Annotated in this window: 11 protein-coding genes and 2 pseudogenes; 8 read left to right on the top strand and 5 right to left on the bottom strand. The window is 59.1% G+C overall.

Going from position 1 to position 13,458, the window contains the following annotated elements; genetic code table 11:
- Positions 1-28 precede the first annotated feature (28 nt).
- The gene (locus tag ACZ522_RS14255; RefSeq protein WP_379698272.1) at positions 29-1,579 is read right to left on the bottom strand and encodes a type II secretion system F family protein; all 1,551 of its coding nucleotides are present in this window, start codon (positions 1,577-1,579) and stop codon (positions 29-31) included.
- Positions 1,572-2,420: pseudogene (locus tag ACZ522_RS14260) on the bottom strand (ATPase, T2SS/T4P/T4SS family); the annotation flags it as partial. The pseudogene ACZ522_RS14260 and the gene ACZ522_RS14255, both read right to left, overlap by 8 nt.
- 110 nt (positions 2,421-2,530) lie before the next feature.
- Between ACZ522_RS14260 and ACZ522_RS14265 the strand changes: the two are divergent.
- The 8 genes from ACZ522_RS14265 (at position 2,531) to ACZ522_RS14300 (ending at position 9,181) form a co-directional block, all read left to right on the top strand.
- On the top strand, positions 2,531-3,643 hold the full coding sequence (locus ACZ522_RS14265; protein WP_379698270.1) for a DUF4238 domain-containing protein: 1,113 nt from the start codon (positions 2,531-2,533) through the stop codon (positions 3,641-3,643).
- Between the two features lie 310 nt (positions 3,644-3,953).
- Complete coding sequence (locus tag ACZ522_RS14270; RefSeq protein WP_379698267.1) at positions 3,954-4,124, top strand: hypothetical protein; 171 nt, start codon at positions 3,954-3,956, stop codon at positions 4,122-4,124.
- Positions 4,121-4,747: a hypothetical protein gene (locus tag ACZ522_RS14275; protein ID WP_379698264.1), complete on the top strand. Its 627-nt coding sequence runs from the start codon at positions 4,121-4,123 to the stop codon at positions 4,745-4,747. Before ACZ522_RS14270 ends, ACZ522_RS14275 begins: the two co-directional genes overlap by 4 nt.
- 1,307 nt (positions 4,748-6,054) lie before the next feature.
- Complete coding sequence (locus tag ACZ522_RS14280; protein WP_379698261.1) at positions 6,055-6,345, top strand: hypothetical protein; 291 nt, start codon at positions 6,055-6,057, stop codon at positions 6,343-6,345.
- A gap of 177 nt (positions 6,346-6,522) precedes the next feature.
- Positions 6,523-7,113 (top strand): hypothetical protein, encoded by a 591-nt coding sequence (locus ACZ522_RS14285; RefSeq protein ID WP_379698259.1) that lies wholly within the window; start codon positions 6,523-6,525, stop codon positions 7,111-7,113.
- Entirely contained in the window at positions 7,106-7,570 is a 465-nt protein-coding gene (locus tag ACZ522_RS14290; RefSeq protein ID WP_379698256.1) for a hypothetical protein, read from the top strand. The genes ACZ522_RS14285 and ACZ522_RS14290 overlap by 8 nt, the downstream gene beginning before the upstream one ends.
- Positions 7,567-8,067 carry a hypothetical protein gene (locus ACZ522_RS14295; RefSeq protein ID WP_379698253.1) on the top strand — a complete coding sequence of 167 codons (501 nt, stop codon included), beginning with the start codon at positions 7,567-7,569 and terminating at the stop codon, positions 8,065-8,067. The genes ACZ522_RS14290 and ACZ522_RS14295 overlap by 4 nt, the downstream gene beginning before the upstream one ends.
- On the top strand, positions 8,060-9,181 hold the full coding sequence (locus ACZ522_RS14300) for a tyrosine-type recombinase/integrase (protein WP_379698250.1): 1,122 nt from the start codon (positions 8,060-8,062) through the stop codon (positions 9,179-9,181). Before ACZ522_RS14295 ends, ACZ522_RS14300 begins: the two co-directional genes overlap by 8 nt.
- Positions 9,182-9,406: 225 nt before the next feature.
- On the opposite strand, the gene ACZ522_RS14305 is transcribed toward ACZ522_RS14300, so the two are convergent.
- From ACZ522_RS14305 to ACZ522_RS14315, 3 genes and pseudogenes are all read right to left on the bottom strand, one after another.
- Entirely contained in the window at positions 9,407-10,027 is a 621-nt protein-coding gene (locus tag ACZ522_RS14305; protein ID WP_379698247.1) for a hypothetical protein, read from the bottom strand.
- A 574-nt stretch (positions 10,028-10,601) separates the two neighbouring features.
- Positions 10,602-12,290 (bottom strand): annotated as a pseudogene (locus ACZ522_RS14310) (ATPase, T2SS/T4P/T4SS family); the annotation flags it as partial.
- Positions 12,291-12,620: 330 nt separating this feature from the next.
- Positions 12,621-13,421, bottom strand: coding sequence for a helix-turn-helix transcriptional regulator (locus ACZ522_RS14315; RefSeq protein ID WP_379698245.1), 801 nt, complete (start codon positions 13,419-13,421; stop codon positions 12,621-12,623).
- Positions 13,422-13,458 lie beyond the last annotated feature (37 nt).

Here is a 13,458-nt window from a genome sequence, read left to right on the forward strand (position 1 = left end):
TTGGAACGCTAACTTAATTCCACGAGTCTCAACTGGAACGGTGCTGAATTGTATAGCAAACAGGTAGAAAGTTCCATATGACCTGTTCGGCCATCGGCGTGCCGACCCGTTCGACGAACCGGTCCAGCGCGGCCGTCCGCAGGTCCTCGTCGGTGCCGGTGTTCGGCGTCGTCAGTTGCAGGTTCGACGCCAAGTCGGCCACGTCGCCGGAGAGGGGGCCCAAATCCACGTCGCGGGCGACGTGTTCGACCGCCTCGCCGAACGGACGGCCGAGGGTGACGTGCCCCGAGACGGCGTGGACGAAGTCCTTTATCTCGCGGTCCTTCGCGTCGTCGAGGCGGGCGCGTCGGACGGCCACCGCGCCGACGGGAAGCGCGTAGACGACGTACCCCGCGAGGGTGACGTCGGCCCACTTCGCACCGAGGAGGGCGGCCGCCGCCGCCCCGCAGACGCCGACGGGGAGGAAGACGAGGGCGGCACTCGCCGGGTTCGACGCGGCGGTGGCGAGCGTTCGGAGTCTGGAGGATGGACGCTCGTACTCAATAGTCTGGTCCGGCGGGCGGAGGGCCGCGACTAACGCGGAGGCGACGACGCCGACGACGAGGATGAGAAGCCCGCTGGCGTAGACGGCGAACCCGCGGACGGTGGTCGTGCCGACGGGAGTCCACACGGGCGCGGAGAGGCCCGGCGCGATGATGCTCATCACCGTGAGGACGATGACCAAGAGCGCGGGCATCACCAACAGGACGATGAACACCTCCGAGAGCAGTTCGAGGAAGCCCTCCGAGCGTTTGCGCGCGCGGTCCTGCCGGTGGCCGAGCATCCGACTCTCCATCCGGAGGTAGTTCCGGAGGGCGTCGGAGCCTTGGTCCGCGTGCTCGCGGTACTTCAGGAGGAACGGCGAGAGGGTGTCCTGCGCGGGCGTGTCGCGGGCGACGCGCCGGAGTCCCTCGTTGACGTTGCCCGTCATCGCGGCCGTGTTCAGCGCCTTCCGAATCGAGACGGCCGTCTCGCCGTACGCATCGGTGTCGGCGACGCGCCGGAGCATCGCCCGGCGGCCGTCGCTCCCCGACGCGAGGACGTGCAGGTAGCGAACCGCGCCCGGAAGCGTGCGTTCGATGTTCGACCGCCGCGCGGCGGCGACCCAGCGGAGGTACCGCCCGCCGAGGGCGACGACGCCCCGCTTGGTTGCCGAACCGCAGACGAGGGCCGCGGCGACTGCGACCGGCGGGCGCGGAACCGGCGGCACCGGAAGCGTCTCCGCGAGGGGGACGGCACCTTCGACGGCGGCCACCGCCCCCGAGAGCGTCGTATCCGGGAGTGCGAGGGCGATGACGGCCGCCGGGAGGCCGACGAGGAGGGCGAACACCCACGAGGCGGCGTACACCCGCGCGAGGTACACGTCGAACCCGACGCGGAGGTCGGTCCCCCGGTACGCGCGGCGGGCGCGTTCATGGCGCGCGGCGTCGGCGTGGCGGGCGAACAATGCGTAGCAGACGCGGTCCGCGGCGGCGAACGAGGCGCGCCCGGAGAGGGCGTCTCCGCCGTCGGCGCTCCCGCCCGCGAATCCGTCACTCACGGCGACCACCGCCGGTTCGGGCGTCTCTCTCGCCGCCGCCGTCGTTGGCCAACTCGGCCTCCGCCATGCGACGCCGGACGCGTTCGACCGTCGCCGCCTCGTCCGTCCGGAGGTCCGAGAGGAACGCGAACAGGCGGTCGAACTCCGCGACGCCCTCCTTCACGAGGTACTGCACGTAGCCGTGCTTGCGGTGGAACTCCGCCTCGACGCTCTCCACGTCGCGGTCCGTCGCCGCCGCCAGTCGGTGGAAGACGCGGTGGCCGAGTCTGCGGTGGTCGTCGCCCATCCGCGGGTGGTCGTACTGCATCGAGAACGTGCCGTCCGTCTCGCGCCGCAGGACGGTGTTCCAGCGGAGCGTTCGTCCGTCCTTCTCGACGGTTCCCTTGCGCGCCGTCGCGGGCAGTTCGTCGTACCCCTCCTCGCTCACGAGTTCGACCACCTCGCCGACGTACCGGTCGCCGTCGATGCGGCGCGGGAACACCACCACGTCGAGTTCTTCGAGGAGGTACGTCGGCAGTCCCTGTTCGACGACGCGGTTGACGAGCGTCTCCACGTCCTCGGCGTGGGTGGTGCCGATGACGCCGTGACCCGTGTTGAGAACCTCCGCGAACGTCTCGAACGACTCGGGCGTGTTCACCTCGGCGATGACCTCCACGTCCGGGTTCAGGTAGTTCGCCTCCGTCATCAGGTCGGCCATCGAGACGCGCTTGAACTCGTTCTCGTGGTCGCGCGTCGTCAGCGAGATGCCCGTCTCGTGCGGCAGGTGAACCTCTCGGGACCCCTCGTCGATGCTCACCGGGCGGTGATCGTACGGGATGAAGGGCATGTGCGCGTTCAATAGTCGAAATATACTAGTAGATGAATAGGTGTCACAGAGGCCGTTATCGGCGGATATGAGTCACAATTTGCGATAGGTATTTGATACCTGATAAGATATTCCCCGACAAACCGATGGCTAAGAGGAAGAATCAACACTACGTTCCTAAGTATCTACTGCGAGGATGGACGGACGACGAGATGGTTGCTGTCTACAACCTGAAAAACGAGGAGGAGTACCCTCGAACCAATATCTCCCACCTCTGTTCCGAGGACTACATCTACGGCGGACCTGAAGCTGAGGAGAGCTTAGATGGACTGGAGAGTATCCACGCACGGATAATCAGGGACCTCCGCAAGTATAGGTCATTTGATGTTCTTGACGAAATTGAAATACTGCACTTCTGTGCGTTTGTTCTCCTACAGCGGAATCGTACGAAACAGCGAAAGCGTGAAGCCGAGGAGATGACGGATAATCTGATGAAGGAGTACTTGCGCGCCCAAGTGGAGATGGGCGAACTAGACCCTGAGCTACCAAGCGGTAGAAATGCTCTTGACGCACTTGATAATGTCAGGATAACTCAAGAAAACCCGCTCACACTCCCTATGTTTCATGCCCTGGCAGGGATTGATTTGATAATCGACCTTGAAGTGGTCGTATTGGAGAATACGTCTGAGACGAAGTTCATAGTCTCCGACCACCCTGTAGTACTTGATAACCGTCTTTTCAAAGGGAGAGTAAAACGTTCTCCAATCGGGCTACAGAATCGAGGACTGCAGATGTTCGTTCCTATCTCTGAGAACGTTCTAATGATGCTGTATGATGAGGTCTCTTACAATGTAGAATATTCTGACGTGAAGAAACGGCGAGTTGTTACTGACTCAAAGAAAGTAGTTAATGGTCTGAATGACCTTCAAATCATCAATGCGTTGGAGAGCGTCTTTTATCGATATACTGGACGGAAACAAGAATTCAAGGATGCACAGAACCGGCTGACCGAATACGTCAACCAAGAGACGACCACTTTCCAGAAGCTCTCTCCCGAAGAACACGACTTCGATAGTGAAAATGAGATGCTGGAGTTCGGCCAAAATCTTGCGGAGTACTCTCCCTATCTCCCCTTCGTGAGACAGCGGATAGAGGCGGAATTCGTCAGTAGGAGACATCCCGAGCTATCGGAGGGTTGGGAGAACTATGTTGACGCAATCCTCGAAGACGCTCGAAAGGAAGCGGAAGAAGACTGTTGAGTAGGCTAGTCTTCTGTTACACTCTGTAGTACGATTTGTTGCCGGAGGCTTGAGAACGTATATCACCACACGTTCTCAGGGCACTCGAAGCTTTGTTGCCCTAAGACTCATTCGCCGCCAGTAGCGGTTCATGTCCCTATGCCCGACGAGTAGGGATTACCCGATGTCAGACCACGGACTAACCCGACTCAAATCTACCGATTCATCTAAACCTATCTCCCCGAAATCAGTACTATATGGCCTTGTGGCGCAGGTCTATTCTACTTCCGAGAGGTGGTATTTTCCCGTACAACCGCGTATAACGACCTGTATGGTTAACCAAGATAACGCCGCCCGTCTCCCCTACACGGCGACCACCCACGACGAGGCGCTGAAGCCGCTGAAGCGAGCGGGTAAGACATACGACGAGTTGCTTCGACGGATGGCGAGTCAGTACGACCCCGAAGCGGCTCACGACCCGCCACCGGTGGTCAATCAATGACCGACCTGTCTGCAACCGGATGGCGGACCAACAGCGTGCAGTCCGGCGACGTACAGACCGTCCGACGGAACGGACGCGAGTACCTACAGTTCCCCATCGTCCCGCTAACGGAGATGGTTCTTGACTACCCCGAGCAGGGAACCAAAGAGTACCTTCCAGCAGCGAGCATCCAAGAGACCGTCCACCTCTGGGATGGGACGCTCCTGACGTACGTTCACCCGTCGAACCACAACCGGACTGCGCGGAATCCGGATGCGTTCATGGGCGAGGTCATCGGTGCATTCCACGACCCCACCGCACTTGATGGCGGGTCGAAGTTGCGAGGGAACGGCCTCATTGACGTGGCGAAGGCCGAAGCACTCGGTGGGAGTGCAGCGCGATTAGTCGAGTTACTACGAGACGGTAAGCAGGTAAGCGTGAATGCTGGGTACAGTACGATGAACGACGAGTCACGTTCTGGTCGCTACGACGGCGAGCAGTACGACTTGGTGCAGGGACCGCCCCTGCCGGACCACATCGCGGTGTTCCCGAGTGATTCGCAGATACAGGCACGATGTAGCCCCGAGGACGGGTGTGCCGCCCCACGAGCGAACGCATCTCAGGATGCACAGATAGTCAACTAGCGAGCGAGCGACTACGTGAGAGCAAACATGAGCGAAGGTGGAGCGAACGGCGGTAGTAGCGTCTTCCCGAACGCAACGGAGCGAGACAAGGCGATTCGGATGACTCAGCGGGAGAATCCTAGTATCGGACCGGCGTTCAAGAACAACTCCGACGAGACTATTCTATCCGTCGCGCAGACTCTCCTCAATTACTCCCTGCCGGGATGCAACGGTAAGGAGACGTGCGACTCTACGCGTGAGAACGGACAGCGACAAACGGAGGCTCAAGCGCAGATGACGGCGGTTCCGGGCCGGATGAATTGCAACATCGAACGGCATCCATTGCGACAGCGAGACGACTCCGATGAGTACCCCGCAGGTGGTCGGCGTTCGTGGGAACGGCGGAAGGTCGGTCTCAATGGTGTTCCCGAGGGCACCGAAGTCCCGGCAGGCAGTCGGAGCGCATGGGAGGCACGGAAGACGAAGGAGCGACGGCCAAACGGCAGTTCCGATGCGGACGACGACCTCGACCTTCTGACTGGGAGCCAGTCGGCCTACCAGCAGCGATAAAACGCGACAGTAGACGTGGACGAGCAGGCGTGACGTGACCACGACTACCCGCTGACGGCCAAGCAGAGAGCGCAGGAACGCGAAGAGAAGTGGGGACGGTGGAAAGACCTCAGAGACAGACGAAGCGCGTCATGTCCACCAGCAGCGGCAGAACGGCTCGTAGTCTTCTTCCCCCTACTACGTCCGCAGTATGTACATATACATTCTCTATGTACATATACATCTACCCGACCATAGGGGTGTCTGAGAGTTAGTTGGGATTATAGCTGTTGGTTATCGCTATCTGCTCGGTTATTCAGATGACGAGTAGAACCGAATCAATATGTGACTTAAACCACGTGACGGGACAGTGACCGCGGAAACCCTGCTCGGTTCTACCGCATTCTCTCTCGGCGGCTATAATGCGCGAGATGAGCGAACCGAACCTAATTCGCGGACTCGAACAACGCGCAATAGGGTTAGAGACACACCCACCTACACATACACACATACACTAAACTAGTATAGTATGTATACACATGTTCCTCCATAGGTGGGTGTTGATTTTGTTGTTCGCAGGGCCGCTGGCCGTCATTAGTATCGGTGAGCGCGCCAGTGGAAATAGACGGTTTATGAGTGAGAGATTCGCTCTGCAACTACTGGTATCAGAGATTGTGTCGATACAACCCCGCCTACGGATGGCGATTATCGCCGCAATTATCAACTAACCAAAACGTTTTAGTGGCTTGCGGTTTTATATATCGTATGGTGATGTGGTAATGAGTGACAGAGATGAGACGGATACACGAGGTGACGGTCCCCGTGGCTATCACGGTCATCTCTCTGAAGTCTACTCGGAGTCGGAGACGCTTCAAGTAGTTGTAGATATGGATGAGAGGTGGGTGAGTGCTGTTGCTGTCGCTGACCGTCTCGGGTGCCACCACGAGACTGCACGGCGGAAATGTAACGCACTCGTAGAGGAAGGTCGGCTTCAGGCGAAGAAACCCCATCCACGTCGAAAGTTCTACGCTTTGGCGTTAGACGCCGATTCGGACGAGAGCTATGACTGAGGAGATAGCAGACCGAGTAGAAGCGGGTGTACAGCCACCCCTTCTATCGAACCGGTGTGAGGAACTGCCGGACGACGGTGTAACCGTGTCCACGTTAGCGTACGGAGTGCGCTAGCATAGAGATTCTGGTCCATCGTCGTTCGTGAAATTAGTCAGAAGTCAAATACGAACGACAGAATGCCATCCGACAACGAATCAGATAGAGAGCGTACCAATGTCTACCTTGATGTGGAATCGAAGGAGATTGTCAGAGACAAGTTGCCGAACACTTCGGTTGCTGCGGAGTGCCGCCGTGGAGTGAACGCAGCGGCGTACGGTAAGAAAGTAGTTGAGGCAGATGAAAAGAACGACTTAGCACGTAGTCAACTCGATAGTAGTCTATCCGAGATTGAGGACACGATAGAGTGGTTTGAGGAGGCGTCTGAAGAAGAGGGTGCGGACGCGTTTTCAGCTGAGACTGTAGTTGAGAGGCTCGAAGTCCTTCGTGCATCCATCAACGACAACGTTGAGCAGCAGATTCGAGACCGCGAGAAAGCAGCAAAGGATGGGCCTAGTCAGGCCAACGAGAAGCTCGAAGAACATCTCACGGCACTTGATTCTCTCCTTCAGGATGGAACACATGTCTTCCCGGAGCATGGAAGAATCAGAGACGCTGCTAAGGTCAGCGGTATGAGGCCAGAGGATGTCATTGAACTGCTGAAGGAGCGTAATCCGGAGATTCCTGATAGGAAGTTCCAAGAGAAATCTATGGATAATTATCATGCCTGAGACGGCAGAGAACACGCAGATGGCGACGACGTATCCAACGAAGCAGCAGTACCGCCGATGGGGGGAGATGGCCGACAAGCTCGATATGAGCAAATCCGGCTTCATCGCCGCGATGGTTGAGGCGGGAATGAAGAAGTTCGACGAATCGGTCGAACCCGACAAGACGAATCAGGAACTCCGCGAGCAACGTGACGACCTAAAGAACGAACTCGACAACGCCCGCGAACGAATCAACAAGTTGGAGGACCGGCTGTATCACTCCGACTCGGCGGAGATTCGCTGGTTCGTCTCGAAGAACCCGGGGACAGATTTCAACTGCCTCGTTGAACACCTCAGAGCGACAGTGCCGGAGCGGGCCGACGACCACCTGACGACGATGGAAGGTGAGTCGGTCGAAGTCCGCGGTGAGAAGCTCTACCCGACGCCTGAGACCGCACAGGAGATGCAGCAGCGATGACGCACCCAACAAAGTCGCTGGACCCGCATGACCGTCTTGGCGTCTACAAGACGCTAAAGGAGGTGCCGAGTCGCTATCGGTTCTATCACCACGCAGACGCCTACGAGGGGGAGGATACGTGGCAGGAGTTCTGCGAGGAATACGAGTACGAGCAGGGCAATCACGCCCGCTACGAGGAGGAGGTAGACCGCGCTGGCGACTACTGGAAGAACCATATGGATGGACGTGAGCGACACCACGCGCTCGCCATGCCGGACGACGTAGTGACGTGGTGCGCCGACCTGCTAGATGGAGGCTCCGAACGTCGGGCCTATGATTACTGGTTGCGCGTTAATCGCTTCTATGACTGGTTGCAGTGGCACAGCGAGCATCCCCACCGGTATAACCCGGCGTTGATGGCGACGCTCACTGGGGACGCAGCGCACCGTGTTTGGCGATGGAAGGCACGGGAGAATCGAAACAATCGAGCGGAATACCACAGGAAGAAGAATGAGTGACGACCTGACGACGGCAGGCGAAGCCAGTTCGACGGAGAAGATAGCGGCAGCGTTCGGCAAGACGACAGACCCGCTGGCCGAGTTCGAGGAGACGTTTCAGGATATAGACGTTGACCCCTTCGTCCCGTTCATAAAGGAAGTACTGTTGCCTAAAGGCCTACATAGGCACACTCACCGGAACTACCGGGCCGTCTTTCGAGACTGGCGCGAACACATGGAACGAGAGGGACGCCACCCGGCGTGTCCGAGCGACGAGCATGTCATTCGGTTCATCGACTGGCAGCTATCGCCCGACGGAGCAAACAACCACCCGCGTACAGTCAAGGGGAAGCTCCGGAAGTTGAACCGTGCCTATCGGTACTGGCAGGAGTTAGCGGCGTTTCCCCACCCGCAAGACTACAACCCGTTCACCCTCGCCCGCAAGAAGGTCAATCTGGAGGTGCCCGACGGGAAGCAGCACCGCCGTATCTCCGTCGAGGAGCTTCAGGAGATGGTCGAAGGCGTGACGCACCTTCGCAATCGGGCGATAATCTGCTTCCAGTTCAAACTCGGTTTGCGAGCAGGCGAGGTCTCCAACATCAAACTGCGCGATATTGCGATGGAGAACAGCGAGATTCGACGCCACTACCCAGAGATGGGAGCAGAGGACCGGCTTGCCGGTCGAGAGAACGCTATCTACATCCCACCGAACGACGAGCGACCGGGCAACAAGTCGGGACGCGCTCGGATGCTCCCCCTTGATGGCGAACTCCGGCGACTGCTCGCTCGCTACCTACTGGTCCGTCCCGATAACGGCGACCCGTGGCTCTTCCTCTCGGAAACCAGCCACTCACAAATGGACCACAAGGGCGTCAACTCCGTCTGGAAGAACGAGTTCCACCCGGAGTATGCGGAGACGGAGACGTACCGTCCGATAACGAGTCACTTCGGACGCCACCGGTTCTCGACGTGGTGGCGTGTCGAGCAGGACGTGAACCGCGAACTGGTGAAGTACATGCGCGGTGATTCGGTGGAGAAGGGGTCAATGGAGGAACCGATTGACGCCTACCTGCACACCTACTATGAGGATATCGAAGACCTCTACCGCGAGAACATCTACCGCTTAGGCATCTAAATTATAGATAAGAATGGCTCTGGCACAACCTGAGTGTTTCACTGGATAGTATTCTACGACTCGTCGATTCTATACGGTTGAGCGGCCTCGTTAACCTTCGATAACCACTCTTCAACGACGTCCGGGCGTAATACGGATTCGAATTTTTCGATAAACGTGGGATTCTCAACCGAACAGAGTCCAGTTCATCGAAGGAGGGGCTAGTGATAGTGGCGCTTTACTACGTCAAATCGGTATGCTGAGAGAACCGCTCTGGGATAGTACTGTAGAGAGGGCCTGAAAGAAAATCGCCTCACCATATATAAGGCATCCCATTTCAACGTATCTCCTCTCTTGTTCTTCATCTTCAAATTCCTCTGCTGAGTCCACTCGTTCCGAATACGACATCATCTCATGCTGGATATCTCGTGTTGATATGTCTACGTTTTTGCCGTCTACCAGAACCTCTCTGTGATTCTTCAATGCGCCGCTGAATCTTCCGCCGGAAATAGTAGATGGGGATTGTTCAATATCTATTTGCACTTGAAGGAACGTCGTCATCGCTTCAAATTCAGCTCTACCCTCTTCCAATTCCTTTCCCTCTTTCAACTGTTCATAGGCAGACCTCATGTGTTCGTCATGTTCCTTCGCTTCCCTTATCTGAGCACTATCCTCAAACTCAGCTGTTAGCGAGGGTATAGCCAGTATGACTGTTCCAAGAAGACTGAGAACTATTGAAAGGAGAGAGGATAGAAGGGGAAGAGAACAGCCAACCAGAATTTTGCAATCGACAAAGGCTACAACGATACTAAGAATGAAAACAATACCCGAAATCAGGAGTACGTGTTTCTTGGAGATACGCCGCATGGCCGACCTATCTATCTCCTACACACTAAATCCTCAATTGGCCGTCTCTGTCTTCTAATAAGAGCGATAAGACCGACGAGAACGCGGTATCAGCGCGTTCACACCTTGTAGTGTGGTCTCGGTCACTGGGTACGGTGTCAGACAAATTCATAATGGCTAGCAGAATCCGTAAAGACGAATGCTGGGTCAAATCGTATCCGCTATTGGTATTCTCTTGACGGGGGTAGGGACCTTTGTCCGTGTCGTACCCGACTTAGACCGACCCATTCGACGCCGATTTTACCAAAATGCACCTGCCACTCGTGACCTATTTGAACTGAGGAAGCGCGTAAAAGAGAGCGCTGCGGGCAATCGATTTACTATCGAGAATCGCCGTGTTTCGAGGGAACTAGTTGATTATGTGGATTCTCATGGACTGGATGAGCCGCCCGACCGACTGCCGGTTAAGGTGAAGAACGTGGCAGCACAAATCCAAGTTGAGTATCCAAACGGGGACGAACAAATATTCCTTCGTGGGACCCGCGCTCAGAGAATCTTAGTAGAGCTACTGACCCTCTCTATTGAACGTTCATGCCGAAATTCTGGATTGGTTATCGCTGTGATAGGGACGCTTATCGCAATCACTGGTGCGATGCTGTAGCTGGTCAGAACAACCATCTACTAGTAGATGCTGACTCCTCGCGTTCATCAGCGTCGTCTTCCCGACGCCCGTCGGTCCCGAGAAGAGGACGACGCGGTGGCGTTCGTACAGCATCCACAGCAGGGCGACCAGTTCCGTCGGGAGGGACCCGAGTTCGACCAAGTCCACGGGCGTCATCGGTTCCGCGGACTGCTTGCGGATGGAGACGTGCGGGCCGCCCTCGGAGATGACCGGCAGGGCGACGGCGCAGCGAATCGTCTCGCCTCCGTCGTCCGTGCCCGCATCGCCGCCTCGCCCCTCCGGCCGGTAGTTCACCTTCGCGGACGGTTGGCTCGCGCTCAACTCCACACCGTCGGACGCCGCGAGTTGGGTGACGACGTTGACGAAACTCGTCTCGTCCTTGAAGGCGAGGTTCGTCGGCACGCGGTTCCCGTCGACAGACCCAGTCTGTCGTCCCGCCGAAGTCCCTTCGGCGACGTCACCGGAACGCGAAGCGTTCCGGTTGGCAGACGAGATGCAGAGCGTCTCGTCAACGTCGCCGATGCCCGCGCGCGGGATGACCTTCACGCGTTCGCCGACGCGGTTCGCCTCTACGTCTTCGAGGTGCCCGTCTCGGATGGGAATCGTGAGGACGCCCTCGCCCACGTAGTCGCGGAGGACGTAGTACACCAAGTCGTCCAAGCGGTCCTCGGCGAACCGCCGGTCCACGGGAGGAACGGCCAGACCGTACTCGGCGAGTGCGGTCCGAACGCGGTACTCCGTCGCCTCCACCCACGCGCGGGTGTTGCGCGCGGTGAGCTGTCGAGAGAGGAACCGCCGGGCGCGTTCGGCGACGAACGCGCGTCTGTCCTCGACGACTTCGTCCACGTTCGCCTCCCAGATTCGCTCCTTGCACTCGTCTATGAGTTCCTCGTCGCCGGGGAGCAGGTCGGGTTCGAGGACGGCGTACTTCGTCGTGAACCGGTCGTCACCCAGGAGGTGTTCGCGGTAGACGACCACGTCCACGTCGAACCCGCAGAACGGGACGGTGTAGTGTCGAAGCCGTTCGCCCGCGACTCTGTCGGCGAACTCGGCGTCGGCGCGGTACTCGGTGACCGCGGGCGCGTAGTTCCGCGTGTGGACGACGAGCGAACCGCTCCCGTCCTCGTCTCCCACGTCCACCACGTCGATTCGGTCGTCGAGTGCGAGGGGGGTCACCTCGCCGAGCAAGCGCAGTTCCCTGAGGGCGTAGTACTCGATGCGCCGCCGGGCGGCGGGCGAGGCGTCGAGCAGTCGGTCGAACACGCGGCGGTACTTCGGCGGTACGCCGCCCGATGCGCGTTCCGCGGTGCCTTCGCGGGTGAGCGGTCGCCGCCGGTTGACGACGGAGAAGTGCGACCGAATCGCTTCGAGGGCCTCCTCCTCGCGGGGCCCCAACCCGGGTTCTCGAACCTCGTAGACGAACCCGACGCCGTCGGCGTCGTCGCGCACCGTCGTCACCACGCCCGGTGCGACTTCGTACTGCGCCCGAACGTCGGGCGCGTACCACGCGTCGCCGTCCGACGGCGGCACGGGCGCGGGTACCCGTTCGTCCGCCTCGTCCGCCCCCGTCCCCCCGACGGAGAGCGTCGGCCCGCGACTCATCGACTCCTCCGCGCGACGGTCCTCGCTCCGAACATGACGACGACTTGGCTCGTCTCGGTATTTAAGGATAGAGGAACAGTTTCGCGTTTGATAATCGGATGGCGTCGGCGGGACCTCCCGATAGACTCACCGAGGCGCGAGGATTCGGGAGACGGTGCGAATAAATCAGCACATAACACTCGAATGTCAAATTCAGACTAGAGGAAGAGTATAGAACGTGAGAACGGATATTCCGGAGTTGGTGCGACGGAGGGAGGAGGCGGACGCGGAGAACGAGTCGAGGGAGGGTAGGGTAGAGAGCGAGGACCGGGGAAGACCGGCGAGGCGGATTCAGATGCGACGCGTCGGGACGGAGTGCTCCTCGATGGGCATCGCCCGCCGCCACGACCACTCGAACAGGTCCAGGGCCCACTCGTTGGACTCGTCGTCGTCGGCCACGATTTCGGTCCTCGCGTCGTACTCCCCGTCGAGAGTCGGAAGCGAGAGGAACGACATCCCGTCCGTCACGGCGAGGGCGAAGTCGATGTCGGCGATTCGAATCGAGAGGTTCTCCGGCACCGGCACCTCGCCGCCGTCGTGGCGTCGAATCTCCTCGATGACGGCCTCGGTGACGAGGAGGCGGCCCGGATACTCCGCGCACACCTCCCTGAGGGTCTGTCCGAGGTCCGGGAAGTGTACCGGCGCGGCGACGTCGACTCGCTTGGATTCGACGAGACGTTCGCGGATGAGGCGGACGATGCCCGCGGGGTCGGCGTCCGACACCTGAAGCACGTCCGACTTCAGAAGCGACTGCAGTCGGCACCGGAACGCCTTCGGCAGGGCCGTCACGTCGTGTGTCCGCCAGTAGTCGCTGTTCGCCCGGAGCAGGTCGTCCAGTTTGCGGCGGTCGGTCACGACTTCCCGGACGACGAGGCCGAGGCCGGTGAGCGACCACTCGTCGCCCTCGCGCCGGAGCAGACCCTTCTTTTCGAGTTGACTGGTAGCCGCGTAGATACCGGATTCGCTCCCGTCGAGTTCGCCACAGAGGGTCTGCGTCGTCGCGGGCGCGTCCGCCACTCGACAGAGGACCGACTCACGGGTGGCGGAACTCGTGACGAATTCGACGAACGATTCACGCTCTCTACTGCTCATAAAAGGCCAATCGGGAACGGGTGAACCTAAACCCAGC

The organism is Halopelagius fulvigenes (assembly GCF_055398025.1).

Bases quoted from the DNA above. Each gene is read 5' to 3' on its own strand.
- ACZ522_RS14265 (WP_379698270.1), top strand. From the start codon at position 2,531: ATGGCTAAGAGGAAGAATCAACACTACGTTCCTAAGTATCTACTGCGA.
- ACZ522_RS14270 (WP_379698267.1), top strand. From the start codon at position 3,954: ATGGTTAACCAAGATAACGCCGCCCGTCTCCCCTACACGGCGACCACC.
- ACZ522_RS14275 (WP_379698264.1), top strand. From the start codon at position 4,121: ATGACCGACCTGTCTGCAACCGGATGGCGGACCAACAGCGTGCAGTCC.
- ACZ522_RS14280 (WP_379698261.1), top strand. From the start codon at position 6,055: ATGAGTGACAGAGATGAGACGGATACACGAGGTGACGGTCCCCGTGGC.
- ACZ522_RS14285 (WP_379698259.1), top strand. From the start codon at position 6,523: ATGCCATCCGACAACGAATCAGATAGAGAGCGTACCAATGTCTACCTT.
- ACZ522_RS14290 (WP_379698256.1), top strand. From the start codon at position 7,106: ATGCCTGAGACGGCAGAGAACACGCAGATGGCGACGACGTATCCAACG.
- ACZ522_RS14295 (WP_379698253.1), top strand. From the start codon at position 7,567: ATGACGCACCCAACAAAGTCGCTGGACCCGCATGACCGTCTTGGCGTC.
- ACZ522_RS14300 (WP_379698250.1), top strand. From the start codon at position 8,060: ATGAGTGACGACCTGACGACGGCAGGCGAAGCCAGTTCGACGGAGAAG.
- ACZ522_RS14305 (WP_379698247.1), bottom strand. From the start codon at position 10,027: ATGCGGCGTATCTCCAAGAAACACGTACTCCTGATTTCGGGTATTGTT.
- ACZ522_RS14315 (WP_379698245.1), bottom strand. From the start codon at position 13,421: ATGAGCAGTAGAGAGCGTGAATCGTTCGTCGAATTCGTCACGAGTTCC.